Source organism: Kitasatospora sp. NPDC059462 (assembly GCF_042749955.1).
Lineage (GTDB): Bacteria > Actinomycetota > Actinomycetes > Streptomycetales > Streptomycetaceae > Kitasatospora.
In genome coordinates this window covers 1-16,191 of sequence record NZ_JBHYUU010000178.1, presented here as the reverse complement: position 1 = coordinate 16,191, position 16,191 = coordinate 1, and the positions used below count along the sequence as shown (strand labels likewise).

The window sequence follows — 16,191 nt, the reverse complement described above, 5'->3', positions numbered from 1 at the left end:
GCGCGCTGTGGGGGGGGGGGCGCGGCCGCGGCGGCCCCCGTGGGGGGGGGGGGGGGCGGGCCCGCGCCGCTCTGTCGACGGCTCTCGGTGGGGCGGCGGCGCGGTCAGCACCACCCGAGGTCGGCGAACGCCTTCCAGGCGGCCTTGGTCTTCGATCCGGCGATGCCGTCGATGCCGCCGGTGTCGTAACCGAGGTCGGTCAGGAAGCGCTGGAGGGCGCGGATGGTGTTGGGGCCGACCGCGCCGTCCACCGTTCCGGCGTTGTAGCCCTGGTCGTTGAGGTAGCTCTGCCAGGCCTTCCAGCTGTTGGTGCCGAGCTGGCCGTCGATCGTGCCCGGGTCGTACCCGGCGGTGCGGACGTAGCACTGGACACTCTTGCCCTCGGCGGTGTTGAGACCGAGGTTGTTGACGGCCCGCAGGCCGGCCGTGCGGGCGGGGGCCTGCTGGGCGGGCGCGGCGGCGGTGGCCGCGGTGGCCCCGGCGAGGGTGCCGAGGCCGAGGGTGGCGGCCGTGAGAATCCCCACCAGCGCCTTGGTGAGCCTGTGCGATGCCATGGTCTTTGCTCCCTCGTACGGGAATCGGGACAAGCCGGAAGCTATCACCGATCGCATGCGAAGAACCAAGCCCTTTCCGGGCTCCCGACCGGAGCCCGGAGACGATCCGGGAAGACCTGGAAAGGCCCGGTGAAATTCGGGTTCCGGCAGGTCGGAAATGGTGGTTCCGCTTCACCCGGCCACCCCGGGGCCGATCCGTACACGGATCGTGAATGGACGGTCCGACGGCGCGAATCCCCCGTTCGGCCGAGCGTGCGCCGCACCGGTGCGCGCCGGTTGTCCGCCGTGCACGGGTGCGCCTAGCCTGCTGCTGTGTCCTCGTCAGCGCGGGGTGCCGCGACCACGACCTTCGTGCACGGGAAGCCGCCCGGGGCGGTGCCGGTGCTCGGACACCTGCCCGCGCTGGCCCGGGATCCGGCCCGCTTCCTCGGGCAGGTGCACCGCTACGGCGACCTGGTGGAGATCCGGCTGGGACCGCACCGGCTTTTGGCCCCCTGCCACCCCGAGCTGGTGCGGCAGGTGTACGCCGACGACCGCACCTTCGACAAGGGCGGGCCGATCTACGGGCGGTTCCGGGAGATCCTCGGCAACGGGCTGGCGACCTGCGCCCACGCCGACCACCGGCGCCAGCGCCGCATGCTGCAACCGGAGTTCCGGCCCGACCGGCTGGCCGCCCACGCCGCCGTGATGAGCCGGGAGGCCGACGCGCTGGCCCGCTCCTGGCACCACGGCGAGGTGGTGGACGTCTTCCCCGCCTGCTACCGCTTCACCCTGCGGGTGGTGACGCGCACCCTGCTCGGCACCGAGGTGCCGGACGCGCTGGCCGAGCGGCTGCAGCACGCCTTCGAGACGGCGTTCGCCGGTGCGCTGCGCAAGCTCTGGATGCTGCCCGCCGGCCCCGGCCACCGGACGGCGGTGCGCACCCTGCGGCGGACCGTCGCCGAGCTGGTGCACGACCACCGGGCGCACGGCCCGGGCCGCACCGACCTGCTGGCCGGGCTCGTCGCCGCCCGGGACGAGGACGGCTCGACGCTCTCCGACGCCGAACTGCACGACCAGGTGGTCGCCATGCTGCTGGCCGGCACCGAGACCACCGCCTCCCAACTCTCCTGGACGCTGCGCCTGCTGACCGCCCATCCGGCCGAGCTGGCCGCCGTGCAGGCGGAGGTGGACGCGGTGCTGCCGGACGGCCGGGCCGCCGGGTGGGACGACCTGCCCGGGCTCCCGCGCACCGCCCGGGCGCTGACCGAGGCCCTGCGGCTCCGCCCGCCCGGCTGGGTGCTGCTGCGCACCTGCACCCGGGAGACCGAGCTCGGCGGGCGCGCCCTGCCGCGCGGCAGCCAGGTGCTGCTCAGCCCGTACGTCGCCCACCACAATCCGCGGATCTTCCCCGACCCGGCCCGTTTCGACCCCGACCGCTGGCTGCCCGAGCGGGCCGCCGCGCTGCCACGCTGGGGGTTCGCCGGCTTCGCCAACGGCCCCCGGCAGTGCCTCGGCGCCGACTACGCCCGCGCCGAGGCCGCGATCGCGCTGGCCACCGTGCTCGCCCGCTGGCAGCCCGTCGCGGTGCCGGGCCGGCGCGGGGACGACCGGCCGGTGCGGCTGACCACGGTCCTGCGCCCGCAGCGGCTGCGGCTTCGGGTGCTCGACCGCGCACGGACCGGGGCGGCGGCGGACGGCGGCTGACGCCGTGCCAGGCGGCGATGTCGCACGTCTCCCCTAGCGTCCTCGGCATGACTCCTGTGAGCACCACACCACCGGCCGACAGCACCGCACACGCCCACCGGGACGGCAGCGGGCACCCCGCCCTCGACGGCGCGCCCGTCGCCCGGCTCTCCGGCGCCCTGCGCGAGGCGCTGCTCGCCCTGGCCGCCCGCCTCGACCCGGCGGGCACGGCGGCCGACCCCGGTTGGGCGGTGTGCCTGGCGCTGCGGCTGGTGGTGGCCGGGGCCTACGACACCGCCGAGCCCGGCGAGGAGCCGGGGCTGCTGTACGTCACGCCACCGGTCGCCGAACTGGGCAGCCGGCCGGTGTGGCTGGAGCGGACCCGGCCCGGCGGGCCGGTCACCGCCAGGTTCCCGGCCGACCGCTGCTGACCTGCCGCCACCGGCCGCCACCGGCCGCCGGGCCGGAGCCGGGGCCGGGGCCGGGGCCGGAGCCGGTTCAGGCCTTCTTGACCACGCTGGACTTGAGCTGCATGGCGCCGAAGCCCTCGATGCGGCAGTCGATGTCATGGCCGTCGACACCGTCGACCAGGCGGATGTTGCGCACCTTGGTCCCGGCCTTGATGCCGGAGGCGCTGCCCTTGACCTTGAGCGCCTTGACGACCGTCACGGTGTCGCCGTCGGCCAGCACGTTGCCGACCGAGTCCTTGATCACCCGCTCGCCGGACGCCGCCCCGCCGTCACCGGCGGCGGGGTCCCACTCGTGGCCGCACTCCGGGCAGACCATGAGGGCGTCCATCTCGTAGGTGTACTCGCCGGAGCACTGCGGGCAGGCGGGGAGGTTGTCGCTCATGTGATTCAGGCTGTCCAGTCGTTCGGATGGTGGTCAACGGGATGAAGGATGGCAGGTGGGGAGGGCCGGGGTCGACGACCCGCCGACGGCGCCGCGGGCCCGCAGGTGGGTGCGGGCGTGGGCGATCGCCTCGGGGGTGGTCGCGAAGACGTGGCCGGCGGCGCGCAGTTCGTCGAAGGTGCCGAGGGCGTCGAACGGGCGGTGGTGCTCGTCCCGCAGTCCGGAGACCAGGACGACCGTGCCGCGCCGCCGCAGCCGGGCCATCGCGTCGCCGAGGACGGTGGCACCACTGGCGTCGACCGCGCTGACCCGGGACATCCGCAGGATGACGACATCGACCTCGGCGCACTCGGTGAGCTCCAGCAGGAACCGGTGCGCGGCCGCGAACAGCAGCGGCCCGTCGATCCGGTAGGCGACGATGTGCTCGGCGAGCAGGGCCTGTTCCTCGTCGTGGTGGTCGGCCGGCGGCAGGTCGGCGTGCAGCGGCACCTGTTCCACCCGGGCCGCCCGCGCGACCGCGGCCAGGGCCAGCACGCCCGAGACGAGCAGGCCGACCACGACCGCGGTGACCAGGTCGAGGGCCAGCGTGGCGGCGGCGGTGAGCAGCAGCACGGCGGCCTCCCCGCGCCCGGTCCGGGCGATCGCCCGCAGGGAGCCCACCTCGACCATCCGCACGGCGGTGGCCAGCAGCACTCCGGCGAGCGCCGCGAGCGGGATCCCGGCGACCAGCGGGGCCGCGGCGAAGACGATCACCGCCAGGACGGCGGCGTGGACGAGCGCGGCGAGGCGCGACACGGCGCCGGAGCGGACGTTGACGGCGGTGCGGGCGATCGCGCCGGTGGCGGCGACGCCGCCGAACAGCGGAGCGGCCAGGTTGGCCAGGCCCTGGCCGAACAGCTCGCGGTCGCTGTCGTGCCGCTCCGAGACGCTCATGGCGTCCGCGGCGGTCGCGGACATCAGGGACTCCAGGGCGGCCAGCGCGGCGACGGCGAGCGCCGGGGGCAGCAGGGCGGGGACGGCCGACGGGTCGAGGAAGCCGAGCGAGGGCACGCAGCCCGGCGGGCAGGTGGCCGATGGTGGCGACCGGCAGACCGGCCACCGCGGTGGTGACGGTCGCGGCGACGACGGCGACCAGCGAGAACGGCACCGCGGGCCGCACCCGCGCGCCGATCAGCATCACCGCGGCCACCGCGAGGGCCACGCCGAGCGCCGCCCAGTGGGGTTCGGCGGCGAACGTCCGCACCGCGGCGGCGGCGACCGCGAGGGGGCCGTCACCGTCCGCCTTGCTCACCCCGAGCGCGCCGGGCACCTGCTGGAGGGCGATGACTCCGGCGATCCCGAGGGTGAAGCCCTCCACCACCGGCACCGGGACGTAGGCCATCCACCGGCCGGCCCGGGCCAGCGCGAGCCCGACGAGGATCACCCCGGCGAGCAGCCCGACGGTCAGCACCCCGGGGGTCCCGTAGCGGGCCACGATCGGCACGAGGACGACGGTCATCGCGCCGGTCGGCCCCGAGACCTGGAGGTCGGAGCCGCCGAAGACGGCGGCGAGCGCTCCGGCGACGACGGCGGTGGCGAGCCCGGCCCCGGCACCGGCGCCGGAGGAGATGCCGAACCCGAGGGCCAGCGGCAGGGCGACGATCGCGACCGTCAACCCGGCGAGCAGGTCCTTGCGGGGCGAGCGCCCCATCGTGGCGAGGGTCCCGCGGTTCGGCAGCACGGCGCGGATCCGGCCGAGGGCGGCGGCGGCGATGGTCACTCCGCCTCCCTCGTTTCGCTGGCTCACCGGTTCGCCGGGCTCCGCTGCTTCGTTTCCGGCCCGACGGCTCGCCAGCATGTATGAACATGAAGAATTTTTCAAGTCGCAGATTGCGCACCCGACGGATCCGGACAGTAGCGGCGGGAGTCCGGCCCGGGCGCGGCGCTCAGCGGCGGTGACGGCCCCGCCGGGCCCGGGGGCGCAGGGGCGGGAGCGGGAGCGGGGCCCGGACCGGGGTCCTGCCGGCGGCGGCCCCGGGGCGGGTGCCGGCCGGGGTCCGGGGGCGGGCCGGGAGCAGGAGGCGGGCGGCCTCGCGGCCGAGGTTGACGCCGATGGCGAGCGCCATGGCCATGGCACTGGCCTGGGCCATGCCCCGCAGGCCCGCCTCGGCGTCGCCGCGGACGAAGGCGAGCAGGGCGAAGTAGAGCAGCGAGCCGGGCAGCAGCGGCCCGAGCGCCGCCGTCACGTGCGGGAGCGCGGAGCTTCCGCGGTGGCGGGCCATCACCTGGCCGGCCAGGCCGACCAGCCCCGCGGCCAGGACGGCGGCCGCAATCGGCTGCTGGCCCGCGCCGACCAGCACCCCGTACGTCGTCCAGCCCGCCGTGCTGTTCAGCATCACGGCGGGCAGCGCCCCCGGCTCGGTGTTCAGCATCACCGCGAAGGCCAGGGTGACCAGGACGGCCGCCGTGAGCTGGAGCGGCGGGTTCGACGCGCCGACCGGGAGGTCCCGGGCGGCCAGGTCCGCACCGTGGTTGATGCCCACGTAGAGCACGGCCGTCACCCCGATCACCACGCCGGCCATCAGGAACAGCGCTTCGAGCATCCGGGCGGCGGCGGTGAGGTAGAAGCCCGCGAGCCCCTCCTGCGCCGCGGCGACCAGGCGCCAGCCGGGGAGCAGCGCGTACAGGCCGCCGGTGATCACCGCCGAGCCGCGCAGGTGGAGGCCGTTGAAGGAGAGCAGGATGCCGATCAGCGCGGCCGGGGTCGCGGCCAGGACGAACTGGTAGAACTCCGGGAGGTCGTGGCGCGCCACCAGGGCGGCGAGCCGGTCGCCCACCGAGGCCGCGACGAAGGCGCTGGTGAACACCAGTCCGGCCCGGGCGTCGGTGCGGCCGCCGACCAGCACCGTGGCCGCCCCGGCGAGCAGGCCGCAGGACAGCGCGACCAGCCACCCCGGGTAGCGGTGGCCGGTCCGCAGCCCGGCCGCGAGCCGGCGGTGGGCCTGGTCGACGTCGATCCCGCCCGCCGAGATCCTGGTGACCAGCCGGAAGAGCACCGCCAGCCGGGCGTAGTCCCCGGCGGGCCGGCGCACCGACCGCTCCGCCGTCAGCGACGGCTCGGCCGGGCCCGGACGGTAGGAGACGGCGACCCGGGTGAAGGTGACCTGCGGATCGCACGGGTGGACGCCGTAGGCGCGCGCCACCGCGAGCATCGCCGCCTCGACGTCCTCCGCCGCCTCGCCGCTCGCCAGGAGCAGTTCCCCCACCAGGAGGGCGAGGTCCAGCACCGCCGCCACCTCGGCCGGTCCCGGCCGGTGCGCGCCGAGCGGCTCCGGGAGCAGCGGGCGGGCGGCGGTGGGCGTGCGGAGCAGCGGCAGCATCCGGTCGGGCCAGGAGGTCGCGCCGACGCCGGTGACGGCCGGGCCGTCCACGTCCGCGGGCGGGCGGGGCGCGCGGGTCTGGAGCGGCACCTTGCCGGGGCGCGCCGGACGTCCGGCCGGTCCGGGGTCTTCGGTGAGGTCGGAGGCTCCGGAGGCTCCGGAGGCTCCGGGGGCTTCGGCGGCTCCGGTGGCTTCGGCAGGCCCCCCGGGCTCGGCGCGCGGGCCCAGCTGTTCGTGTTCCGGCATCGCCGCTCCCTGGCCAGAACCCCCCTTTTCGGGTCGCCCAGTGTATGCGAACGGCTACCCACTGCGACCGTTCGGGAACGCGCCACGCGCACGCAGGCGCGCCGGGGTGGAGTGAGGGCGGGCCGTTCGCGCCGGTCAGGTCCGGACGCGCCACGGTCGCCGCCTTCGCCACCCCGGGGCCACCGCCGGCGGGCGGGGCCGCCGGGGAGCGGCGGGCCGTCAGCCGAGGTGGCGGCCGTCCCGGGCGACCACGCGCCCGCCGCGCACCACGAGCTCGCGCGCCGGGAGATCCACGACCACCTGCGGCAGGCACTCCCCGGCGACCAGCATGAAGTCGGCCGGGGAGCCGGGCCGCAGGGTGACGCGCGGCAGGTCGAGCAGGTCGGCGCCGCCGTCGGCGGCGAGCGCGAAGCAGTCGGCCAGCTCCTGGTCGGTGCGGGCGTCGGTGGTCCAGCCGAGCAGGTGGGCGCGGTGCAGCATGTCGGCGTTGCCGTAGGGGCTCCAGGAGTCGCGCACGCCGTCCGAGCCGAGCCCGACGCGCACGCCGCGCGCCTGGAGCTCGCGGAACGGCAGCACCTGGTGGGCCGAGGGGGCGACGGTGGTGAGGCCGACTCCGGCCTCGGCCAGCTCGTCGGCGAGTGCGGCGAGCCGGTCCCCGGAGATCTCCGGCACGCAGAAGGCGTGGCTGACCACGACCCGGCCGGCCAGGCCGGCGGCCCTGGTCCGCGCGACGATGTCGCGCAGCGGGTCCAGGCCCCGCGCGCCGACGTCGTGCAGGTGGACGTCCAGCCGCAGGCCGTGGCGTTCGGCCAGGCCGAAGACGAGGTCCAGCTGGGCGGGGCCCTCGCCGTCGGGCCCGCCGTCGAAGCCCGCCGGGTCGATGCCGCCGACCGCGTCGATCAGCCCGCTCGCCGCCGCCTCGGCGAGCAGTTCGCCCGCGCCCGGCGTGCGGCGGACGCCGTGCTGGGGGAAGGCGACCAGCTGGACGTCGAGCGCCCCGGCCAGCCGCTCGCGGGCCTCGGCCAGTCCGGTCACCCCGGCGAGTCCGTAGGCGGGGGCGACGTCGACGTGCGCGCGCACGGCCCGGGTGCCGGAGGCCACGGCGTGGGCCAGCAGCCGGTGGGCGCGTTCGGCGAGCGGGGTGGCCAGGTGGTGGTGGAGGTCGACGTCGCCCTCGACGTACTCGGGCAGCGAGGCGGCCGGGCGGCGGCTGTACCAGGGCTCGCCCCAGGCGGTCTTGTCCGGGTGGATGTGCGCGTCCACCAGCGTGGGCAGCGCGATCCGGCCCCCGCCCTCCACGACGACCGGCTCGGCGCCGTCCGGCAGGCGTTCGGCCAGCACGCCGTCGACGGCGAACAGGTCGACGGGCCGTTCGGCGCCATACGGGCGGACGTTGCGGAAGACGGTGGCGGCGGTTCCGGCCATCGGGGGTCAACCCTCTCTGCGGGCATGGTCGCTGGGGTCGTTCCGCCGCCGCCACGGACAGCGGTCCGTCCACGGAGTGTCTGACAATCGTCCAACTGGCGAAACATCCCACCTTTTCTTACAACAGTCTGTTTATCATCCCCGGGTCCCCCGTTCCCCACCCGGAGCCGCACCCGCATGACCACGCCGCCCACCGCCGAGGCCCCCCGGCCGCATCCGCTGCACGCCCTGCGGGCGTCCGTCTTCGCCATCGGGGCACTGCTCCTGCTGGCCGGCATCGGGGTGCTGGTCCACCAACCGCTGCTGATCCCGCCGGTCGCCGCCAGCGCGGCCCTGGTCCACGGCGCGCCCGGGCTGCCGATCTCCCAGCCCCGCAATCTGATCGGCGGTCACCTGCTGGCCGGTGCGATCGGCTACGCGACGCTCGCCGTCACCGGCAGCACCGCCTGGGGCGCGGCGATCGCCGCCGGACTCGCGCTGGGCGCGATGATGCTCTGCCACGTCTCGCACTCCCCGGCCGTCGCCAGCGCGGTGGTGGTGGTCCTCCAGTCCCCGCACGCCTGGCCGTTCCTGCCGCTGCTGGCGCTCTCCACCGTCCTGCCGGTGGCGATCGGCCTGCTGCCGGGCCGGATCGGCGGACACCCGGTGCGCTACCCGCTCTCCTGGTGACGGCGGACCCCGGGGGTCATCCGATCGGATGACCCGCCGGTCCGACGATCGGGCCGCCCGAAGGGGCCGGGCCGCCGATCCCGCGCCGGTCGCCGGGGGCGCAGGCTGGGACGGATCCGCCCCGCGCCCCCGGAGGAGCCCCGCGATGACCGACCGCCCCTCGCCCCCGGCCGCCGTCGCGGCCGTGCTGGCCGCCGCCGCCCTGCTCGCCGGCTGCGCCGCCGGGACGACGCCCGCACCCCCGGCGGTTTCCACCACCGCATCCGCACCCCCGGCGGCCCCGGCCACCCCCGACACCGCGGCCGCCTCCGCACCGCCGCCGGTGACGGCCGGTCCGGCGCCCGCGCCGGACCCCTCCTCCCCCACCCTCCTGGTGACCGACTTCGGCGCGGACACCGTCACCTTCGTCGACCCGGCCCGCCCCGGCGGCGCCGCTCTCGGCTCCGTCCGGGTCGGCACCGCCCCGTACGGGCTCGCCGTCGCGGCCGACGGCACCGCGTGGGTGGCCACCGCCGAGGGAGTGGCCGCCGTCGACACCGCCACCCGGACCCGCACCGCGCTGATCCCCTACCGCACCCGCACCGGCCCGGTGACCACCGGCGAGTACCGGGGCGGCGGCATGGGCCTCGCGCTGTCCCCGGACGGCCGCCGGGTCTACGTCGGCGTCAACGTGCCGGGCGGCAACGGCGCCCTGGAGGTCGTCGACACCGCGACCCGCACGGTCACCGAGGCCGTGCCGGTCGGCCGCCGCCCCTTCGACGTGGACGTCTCCGCCGACGGCGGCGAGGTGTACGTCACCGACCACGACTCCTTCGACGTCACCGTGGTCCCCACCGCCACCTGGCGGCCCCGCCGCATCGAGGTCGCGCCGTACGGCACCGAGGGCGGCCTCGGCTCCTGGCTCAAACCGCACTACACCGCCGTCCGGCCGTCCGACGGGGCGCTGCTGCTGCCCTTCGAGGGCGAGCGGCTCGCCGTCGTCGACCCCGCCACCGGCCGCGTCACCGTCGAGCCGATGACCGCCGACACCCATCAGCACGGCGCCGCCACCGCCCCGGACGGCACCCTCTACGTGGTGGGCACCGGGCCGATCGACCCCGCCACGGACGCCGGCCCGTCCCTCACCGTCCGCTCCCCCGACGGCACCGAGCGCGTGGTCCCCCTCGACGGCCCGCACGAGACCGTCACCCTCTCCCCCGACGCCCGGACCGCCTACGTCTCCGGCGGCTTCACCCGCGAGGGCGGCTGGGACGGCCTCACCGTCGTCGACACCGCCACCGGCCGCACCACCCGCGTGCCCGTCGGCCGTCTCCCGCTGGCCGTCGCCGTCCTCCCGGCCCGCGCCGGCGGCTGAGCGCACCGCCTCCCGGCGCACCGGCCACCAGCGCACCGCCTCCGGTCGCGCCGGGGCGACCGGGCCGCTCATTGACGTTAATAATGCCCAGTATTAATCTGGCCGCATGGCAAGGACGTCGGCGGGCCACGAGACCCGCGAGAGGCTGCTGCGGGCGGCGGAGGAACTCTTCGCCACCCGGGGCGTGGAGGCCTCGCTGACCAAGGACATCGTCCGGCAGGCCGGGCAGAGCAACCCGTCGGCCGTGCAGTACCACTTCGGATCCCGCGAGGGACTGCTCGACGCCATCATGGCCGCCCGCCAGGAGCGCACCGAGCGGGCCCTCGCGCCCCGGCTGCCGGCCCTCGCCGACGCGGACCTGCCCGCACTGCTCGGCGCGCTGATCGCCGCCGAGGCCACCGAGCTGCGCACCGAACAGGGCCGCCGCTGCCTGCTGATCTCCGCGCAGATCAGCCGCAACAGCGGCGTCCGCACCCGGACCCCGCACCCCACCCTGGCCGGCGGCGGCTACTGGCGGATCATCGAGCTGGCCGAGGAGCGGATCTCCGCCCTGCCGGAGCCGATCCGGCTGGAGCGGCTCGACCTGGTCCTCACCCTGATCGGCGCGGCGCTCGCCGACCGCGCGCAGCAGTACCTCGGCGGGTCCGTGCCGCTGACGGACGAGGAGACCTTCCTCACCGACCTGGCGGCGGTCTCCGCGGCCGTGCTCTCCACCCCCTCCCCCAGCCCCACCTCACGAAGGAGCGCGTCATGAACGACCTGACCGGCAAGACCGTCATCATCACCGGAGGCGCCCGCGGTCTCGGCGCCGAGGCCGCCCGGCTGGCCGTCGCGGCCGGGGCCCAGGTGGTGATCACCGACGTCCTGGCGGAGGACGGCGAGGCCGTCGCCGCCGAACTCGGCGAGCGGGCCCGGTTCACGGTGCACGACGTGACCTCCGAGGAGGACTGGCAGCGGGTGGTGGACTTCGCGGTGGCGGAGTTCGGCGCGGTGCACGGCCTGGTCAACAACGCGGGCATCTCCACCGGCACCCCGCTGGTGGAGGAGAGCGTCGAGCACTTCCGCCGGGTCCTGGACGTCAACCTGACCGGGGTGTTCATCGGGATCAAGACCGTCACCCCGGCGCTGCGCGCGGCCGGCGGCGGCTCGATCGTCAACATCTCCTCCGCCGCCGGCCTGATGGGCATGGCGCTGACGGCCGGCTACGGCGCGTCCAAGTGGGCCGTGCGCGGCCTCAGCAAGATCGGCGCGGTCGAGCTGGGAGCCGAGCGGATCCGGGTCAACTCGGTGCACCCGGGCATGACCTACACGCCGATGACGGCCTCGGTCGGCATCCGGCGCGGCGAGGGCAACTTCCCCAACACCCCGATGGCCCGCGTCGGCGAGGCCCCCGAGATCGCCACCGCCGTGGTCTTCCTGCTCTCCGACGACGCCTCCTACGTCACCGGCGCCGAGCTGGCGGTGGACGGCGGCTGGACGGCCGGACCGACCGTCAAGTACATCATGGGCCAGTAGGACCCCGACGCCCTTCGCGCCGCCCCGTGCGATCCGCTCCGGAGGATCACACGGGGCGGCGCGGCGGTCCCCGCCTCGTGACCGCGCCCGTCCCCGGCGCCGAGGAACGGACGCCGCCGGCCCGCGGGAGGCGCTCCTCTCCCCGGGCTACTCGCTCCGGGCGGCTTCGGCCCGCCGCGCGGCGAAGAACCGCAGCAGGCGTTCGCCGACCAGCTCGGGACGCTCCAGGTTGAGGCCGTGGCCGGCCCGCCGGACGATCTCGGCCTGCACGTCCGGGATCAGCGCGGTGACCCGCTCCAGCACCCGGCGGGGCCGCAGCAGCGCGCTGCGGCGTCCGATCAGGACCAGCACGGGCAGCCGGATCGCGCCCAGCTCCTCGTCGGTGAACGGCCGGGCCGGGGGGCGGGTGTTCGGCCGGTAGCTCCGCATGCCCAGCATCAGCGGCGCGATCATCTCGGGCGGCGAGCCGAGCGCGGGGTTGGCGAGCAGCCGCCCGACGGCCGGGCGCAGCGGGCGCGGGGCGAGCATCCCGAACAGCCCGGCCACCATGTGGACGTAGAACCGCGCGGGGACCTTCTCGATCCCGCCCGGGTCCAGGGACGCGACCGACGCGAGGCGCTCGGGCGCGTGCACGGCCTGGTTGAGGGCGAGCCATCCGCCGTAGGAGAGGCCGGCCAGGTGGACGCACACCGAGTACGCGGTGCTCTCCGTCACCGATCCCGCCCTCGGCGGCCCGCAGTTCCTCGCGGCACCCGGCGAGATGGAGCGGTTCCTCGCCGACCGGCTCACGGCCGCCCAGCAGGCCGGGGACGCCGATCCGCGCCTGGACGCCGCCCGGGAGGCCGTCGTCCTGCTGTCCGTCTCGGCCGGCCTCGGCCTGAGCGTCCTGCTCGGCCAGCGCACGGCGGACGACGCGACGGCCGTACTGCACTACCACCTCGGCCGGCTCTTCCCCGGCTCGTGAACCCCCGCGGACGCCCGTCCGTCCGGAGGCCCGGGCAGCGCCCTCACGACCCGGGGAGCCGCCCCCGGCTCACGGCCGACTGCACGGCCCTGCGCCTGATATGACGAACGGACCTACTTCCTCCCGTGCAGCAGGACGGGGAGCGTGCGGTGTCCGTTGGAGATCAGCGACTCGACGGGCCGCAGATCGGCGTCCGGGGCGAGGGCGACGTCCGGGAAGCGCTCGAAGAGCTTGCGCAGGGCGGTGCTGCCCTCCAGGCGGCCGAGCGGGGCGCCGAGGCAGAAGTGCACGCCGTGGCCGAAGGCGAGGTGGTCCTTGTCCGCCCGGGTCACGTCGAAGGCGCCGCCGTCCTGGTGGCGGGAGGGGTGGCGGCCGGCGGCGGCGTAGGAGGCGAGGATCGCCTCGCCGCGGCGCACGGTGAGCCCGCCCGGCAGCTCGATGTCCTCCACCGCGTAGCGCAGCGGCAGGTGGGCGACGGGGGCGTCGCGGCGCAGCGTCTCCTCGACCACGTCCTCCCAGCCGACCTCGCCCGCGCGCACCAGGGCGAGCTGACCGGGGTTGGTGAGGAGGTTGGCGATGCCGTTGTCGATCAGGTTCACGGTCGTCTCGTAGCCCGCCGAGACGACCAGCAGCAGGGTGTCCATCAGCTCCTGCTCGCTCAGTCCGGCGTCCCCGCCCGTGTTCCCGTCGCCCGCCGCGTCCCCCTCCGCCGGGGCGGCCCCGCCCTCGCAGGCGGCGATCAGGGCGGAGGTCAGATCGTCGCCGGGCGCACGGCGCTTGGCGGCGACCAGTTCGCCGACCATCGCGTAGAAGGCCGCCGCGTTGGCCTCCGAGGCCTCCGGGGAGAGCGTGGTGTCGAAGGCGCCGTCCACGTGGGCCCGGAACCGTTCCGTCAGTTCGCCGGGCAGGCCGAGGAGCCGGCCGATGACCCGGATCGGCAGCGGGTAGGCCAGGTGCTCGCGGAGGTCCACCGGGGTGCCGGGCGGCATCGCGGCGAGGTCGTCCAGCAGCGCGTCCGTCAGCTCCTCGACGCGGCCGGCCAGCGCGTTGATCCGGCGGGCCGTCAGGACGGTGCCGACCAGCCGGCGCAGCCGCCGGTGGTCCGCGCCGTGGGCGGTGAACATGCTGCGCACGGTCACCCACAGGGCCAGCGGCCAGGTGGTGGAGATCTCGGAGAGCCCGGGCCAGTGCCGGTGGCCGTCCTTGGAGACCCGGGGATCCTTGAGCAGGTCCTCCAGCAGGTCCGGGTCGGCCACCGCCCAGGCCTTCACCCCCAGGATGTCGACGGGCGTCGCCGGTCCGCCCGCGCACAGCGCGGCGGTCTCGGCGTCACGGTCACGGCCGGTCGGGTCCAGCACCAGACGGTCCACGGGGCTCCTCGGGTCGGGCGTGCGGAGACGCGCGGCACGGCACGAGCCGCGCACGGGGACGAGCATGACGCCGCCCGGCCCGCCGCGTCGAGAGGGCCTCGGTGGTCCCGATGACACCCCCCTGGGGCATCGCTCGAACAGCCGGTCCGGCGCCGGCCGGCCACGGCGGGCGTCCGACGACCCGGCCGGCTCCGGGGGCCGGGCCGCCCGGCCCCCGGGGCAATTCACCTGCGGCGTGGGACCCGTGCTGCTAGAGTGACGAGAACGTTGAACCTTCGTCGAGGAGACCGGACATGGTGGTGGACGACGACATCTCCGGGTGATACCCGGACCGACAGGCCGCTCGCCGGTGCGCTGAAGCACCGCTGCCGCGGCCCGGCTGTCGTCCCCTCTTCCCCCTTGTCCATCCAGGGGACAGGTGTGTCCTTCCCTGCCCCTGGCGCCTTCACCCCGTGAGGTCATCTCCATGTCCGGCGCTTCCGTCGTCTGCTCCAACCTGTCCTTCTCCTGGCCCGACGACACCCCCGTCTTCCAGGACCTCTCCTTCACCGTCGGCCCCGGCCGCACCGGCCTGGTCGCCCCCAACGGCAGCGGGAAGAGCACCCTGCTGCGGCTCGTCGCCGGGGACCTGCGGCCCACCGCCGGGTCGGTCACCGTCGACGGCACCCTCGGGTACCTGCCGCAGACCCTCCCGCTGACCGCCGACCTCACCGTCGCCGAGGTGCTGGGCGTCGCCGAGGTGATCCGGGCCATCGACGCGGTGGAGTCCGGGGACGTCGACGAGCGGCACTTCACCACCATCGGTGACGACTGGGACATCGAGGAGCGCACCCGCGCCCAGCTCGACCGGCTCGGTCTGGGCGCGCTCGCCCTCGACCGCACGCTGCACACCCTCAGCGGCGGTCAGGTCGTCTCGCTCGGTCTGGCCGGCCAGTTGCTCAGGCGGCCCGACGTGCTGCTGCTCGACGAGCCCACCAACAACCTCGACCTGGACGCCCGGCACCGGCTGTACGACACCCTGGAGGACTTCCACGGCTGTCTGCTGCTGGTCAGCCACGACCGCGCGCTGCTCGACCGGATGGAGCGCGTCGCCGAACTCGACCGGGGCGAACTGCGGCTGTTCGGCGGCAACTTCACCGCCTACGAGGAGGCCGTGCGGGCCGAGCAGGAGGTCGCCGAGAAGAACGTCCGCAACGCCGAGCAGGAGCTCAAGCGGGAGAAGCGGGAGATGCAGCTGGCCCGGGAGCGGGCCGACCGGCGGCAGAGCAACGCCGCCCGCAACCTCAAGAACGCGGGCCTGCCGAAGATCTTCGCCGGGAACATGAAGCGCGGCGCCCAGGAGGCCGCCGGACGGGCCGGCCAGGTGCACGCCGGGCGGGTCGGCGAGGCGAAGGCGCGACTGGACGAGGCCGGGCGGGCGCTGCGCGAGGAGCAGCGGATCGTGCTGGACCTGCCGGACACCCAGGTCCCCGCCGGGCGCACCCTGTTCCTCGGCGAGGGGCTTCGGGTGCGGCTCGGCGAGCGGGAGGTCTTCGCCGGTCCCGGCGTCGACCTGACCGTCCGCGGCCCCGAGCGGATCGCCCTGACCGGCCCCAACGGCGCGGGCAAGAGCACCCTGCTGCGCCTGCTCACCGGTGACCTCACACCGGAGGGCGGGGAGTTGCGGCAGGCCGACGGGCGGATCGCCTACCTCTCGCAGCGCCTGGACCTGCTCGACCCGGAGCGCAGCGTCGCCGAGAACTTCGCCGCGGCCGCCCCGGAGCGCCCGGAGGCCGAGCGGATGAACCTGCTGGCCCGCTTCCTGTTCCGCGGTGCCCGCGCCCATCTGCCGGTCGGGGTGCTGTCGGGCGGCGAGCGGCTGCGCGCCACGCTGGCCTGCGTGCTGTGCGCGGAGCCGGCCCCGCACCTGCTGCTCCTGGACGAGCCGACCAACAACCTGGACCTGGTCAGCACCGGGCAGCTGGAGAACGCCCTGAACGCCTACCGGGGCGCCTTCGTGGTGGTCAGTCACGACGAGCGGTTCCTGAGCGGGATCGGTGTCACCCGCTGGCTGCACCTGGCCGGGGGCGAGCTGCGGGAGACGGCGGCGCCCGTGCGCTGACGGCCCGCCGACGCCGGGGAGGGGCCGTGCCGGACGGGGCCGGCCCCCTCCCCCGGCCCGGCCTCCCCGGCCCGCGCCGCACACCGCCGGCGGGGCGACTACCCGGCGGTAGCGGTG

14 protein-coding genes and 1 pseudogene are annotated in these 16,191 nt (G+C 75.9%); 8 read left to right on the top strand and 7 right to left on the bottom strand.

The features are described from left to right. Window positions 1–104: 104 nt before the first annotated feature. Window positions 105–554: a peptidoglycan-binding protein gene (locus ACFXAM_RS31535; RefSeq protein ID WP_380296409.1), complete on the bottom strand. Its 450-nt coding sequence runs from the start codon at window positions 552–554 to the stop codon at window positions 105–107. A 312-nt stretch (window positions 555–866) separates the two neighbouring features. On the opposite strand from ACFXAM_RS31535, the gene ACFXAM_RS31530 reads away from it, so the two are divergent. Next, window positions 867–2,240 carry a cytochrome P450 gene (locus tag ACFXAM_RS31530; protein ID WP_380296408.1) on the top strand — a complete coding sequence of 458 codons (1,374 nt, stop codon included), beginning with the start codon at window positions 867–869 and terminating at the stop codon, window positions 2,238–2,240. A 47-nt stretch (window positions 2,241–2,287) separates the two neighbouring features. Further along, window positions 2,288–2,650 carry a hypothetical protein gene (locus ACFXAM_RS31525; protein WP_380296407.1) on the top strand — a complete coding sequence of 121 codons (363 nt, stop codon included), beginning with the start codon at window positions 2,288–2,290 and terminating at the stop codon, window positions 2,648–2,650. A 67-nt stretch (window positions 2,651–2,717) separates the two neighbouring features. On the opposite strand, the gene ACFXAM_RS31520 is transcribed toward ACFXAM_RS31525, so the two are convergent. From ACFXAM_RS31520 to ACFXAM_RS31505, 4 genes and pseudogenes are all read right to left on the bottom strand, one after another. Further along, a complete protein-coding gene (locus ACFXAM_RS31520; RefSeq protein WP_380296405.1) occupies window positions 2,718–3,071 on the bottom strand; it encodes a zinc ribbon domain-containing protein YjdM in 354 nt (117 codons plus the stop codon). A 33-nt stretch (window positions 3,072–3,104) separates the two neighbouring features. Further along, window positions 3,105–4,761: pseudogene (locus tag ACFXAM_RS31515) on the bottom strand (SulP family inorganic anion transporter). Between the two features lie 235 nt (window positions 4,762–4,996). Then, window positions 4,997–6,676 carry a threonine/serine exporter family protein gene (locus ACFXAM_RS31510; RefSeq protein ID WP_380296403.1) on the bottom strand — a complete coding sequence of 560 codons (1,680 nt, stop codon included), beginning with the start codon at window positions 6,674–6,676 and terminating at the stop codon, window positions 4,997–4,999. Between the two features lie 219 nt (window positions 6,677–6,895). Next, window positions 6,896–8,101 (bottom strand): amidohydrolase, encoded by a 1,206-nt coding sequence (locus ACFXAM_RS31505; RefSeq protein ID WP_380296401.1) that lies wholly within the window; start codon window positions 8,099–8,101, stop codon window positions 6,896–6,898. A gap of 177 nt (window positions 8,102–8,278) precedes the next feature. Here ACFXAM_RS31505 and ACFXAM_RS31500 point away from each other — a divergent pair, with 177 nt between their 5' ends. The 4 genes from ACFXAM_RS31500 (at window position 8,279) to ACFXAM_RS31485 (ending at window position 11,639) form a co-directional block, all read left to right on the top strand. Next, window positions 8,279–8,770 carry an HPP family protein gene (locus ACFXAM_RS31500; RefSeq protein ID WP_380296399.1) on the top strand — a complete coding sequence of 164 codons (492 nt, stop codon included), beginning with the start codon at window positions 8,279–8,281 and terminating at the stop codon, window positions 8,768–8,770. A gap of 145 nt (window positions 8,771–8,915) precedes the next feature. Next, entirely contained in the window at window positions 8,916–10,124 is a 1,209-nt protein-coding gene (locus ACFXAM_RS31495; RefSeq protein WP_380296398.1) for a hypothetical protein, read from the top strand. A gap of 106 nt (window positions 10,125–10,230) precedes the next feature. Continuing rightward, on the top strand, window positions 10,231–10,878 hold the full coding sequence (locus ACFXAM_RS31490) for a TetR family transcriptional regulator (protein ID WP_380296397.1): 648 nt from the start codon (window positions 10,231–10,233) through the stop codon (window positions 10,876–10,878). Continuing rightward, window positions 10,875–11,639: a glucose 1-dehydrogenase gene (locus tag ACFXAM_RS31485; protein WP_380296396.1), complete on the top strand. Its 765-nt coding sequence runs from the start codon at window positions 10,875–10,877 to the stop codon at window positions 11,637–11,639. The genes ACFXAM_RS31490 and ACFXAM_RS31485 overlap by 4 nt, the downstream gene beginning before the upstream one ends. A gap of 147 nt (window positions 11,640–11,786) precedes the next feature. On the opposite strand, the gene ACFXAM_RS31480 is transcribed toward ACFXAM_RS31485, so the two are convergent. After that, window positions 11,787–12,353, bottom strand: coding sequence for an alpha/beta fold hydrolase (locus ACFXAM_RS31480; protein ID WP_380296394.1), 567 nt, complete (start codon window positions 12,351–12,353; stop codon window positions 11,787–11,789). Here ACFXAM_RS31480 and ACFXAM_RS31475 point away from each other — a divergent pair. Continuing rightward, on the top strand, window positions 12,340–12,603 hold the full coding sequence (locus ACFXAM_RS31475; protein ID WP_380296393.1) for a hypothetical protein: 264 nt from the start codon (window positions 12,340–12,342) through the stop codon (window positions 12,601–12,603). The genes ACFXAM_RS31480 and ACFXAM_RS31475 overlap by 14 nt on opposite strands. Window positions 12,604–12,716: 113 nt before the next feature. On the opposite strand, the gene ACFXAM_RS31470 is transcribed toward ACFXAM_RS31475, so the two are convergent. Then, the gene (locus ACFXAM_RS31470; protein ID WP_380296391.1) at window positions 12,717–13,973 is read right to left on the bottom strand and encodes a cytochrome P450; all 1,257 of its coding nucleotides are present in this window, start codon (window positions 13,971–13,973) and stop codon (window positions 12,717–12,719) included. Window positions 13,974–14,439: 466 nt separating this feature from the next. On the opposite strand from ACFXAM_RS31470, the gene abc-f reads away from it, so the two are divergent. Beyond that, window positions 14,440–16,074, top strand: a complete 1,635-nt coding sequence (gene abc-f / locus ACFXAM_RS31465) for a ribosomal protection-like ABC-F family protein (RefSeq protein ID WP_380296389.1) — start codon at window positions 14,440–14,442, stop codon at window positions 16,072–16,074. Window positions 16,075–16,191 lie beyond the last annotated feature (117 nt).

Coding starts and splice junctions, on each gene's coding strand:
- abc-f (WP_380296389.1), top strand. CDS start 14,440: ATGTCCGGCGCTTCCGTCGTCTGCTCCAACCTGTCCTTCTCCTGGCCC.
- ACFXAM_RS31490 (WP_380296397.1), top strand. CDS start 10,231: ATGGCAAGGACGTCGGCGGGCCACGAGACCCGCGAGAGGCTGCTGCGG.
- ACFXAM_RS31520 (WP_380296405.1), bottom strand. CDS start 3,071: ATGAGCGACAACCTCCCCGCCTGCCCGCAGTGCTCCGGCGAGTACACC.
- ACFXAM_RS31505 (WP_380296401.1), bottom strand. CDS start 8,101: ATGGCCGGAACCGCCGCCACCGTCTTCCGCAACGTCCGCCCGTATGGC.
- ACFXAM_RS31535 (WP_380296409.1), bottom strand. CDS start 554: ATGGCATCGCACAGGCTCACCAAGGCGCTGGTGGGGATTCTCACGGCC.
- ACFXAM_RS31500 (WP_380296399.1), top strand. CDS start 8,279: ATGACCACGCCGCCCACCGCCGAGGCCCCCCGGCCGCATCCGCTGCAC.
- ACFXAM_RS31525 (WP_380296407.1), top strand. CDS start 2,288: ATGACTCCTGTGAGCACCACACCACCGGCCGACAGCACCGCACACGCC.
- ACFXAM_RS31485 (WP_380296396.1), top strand. CDS start 10,875: ATGAACGACCTGACCGGCAAGACCGTCATCATCACCGGAGGCGCCCGC.
- ACFXAM_RS31510 (WP_380296403.1), bottom strand. CDS start 6,676: ATGCCGGAACACGAACAGCTGGGCCCGCGCGCCGAGCCCGGGGGGCCT.
- ACFXAM_RS31495 (WP_380296398.1), top strand. CDS start 8,916: ATGACCGACCGCCCCTCGCCCCCGGCCGCCGTCGCGGCCGTGCTGGCC.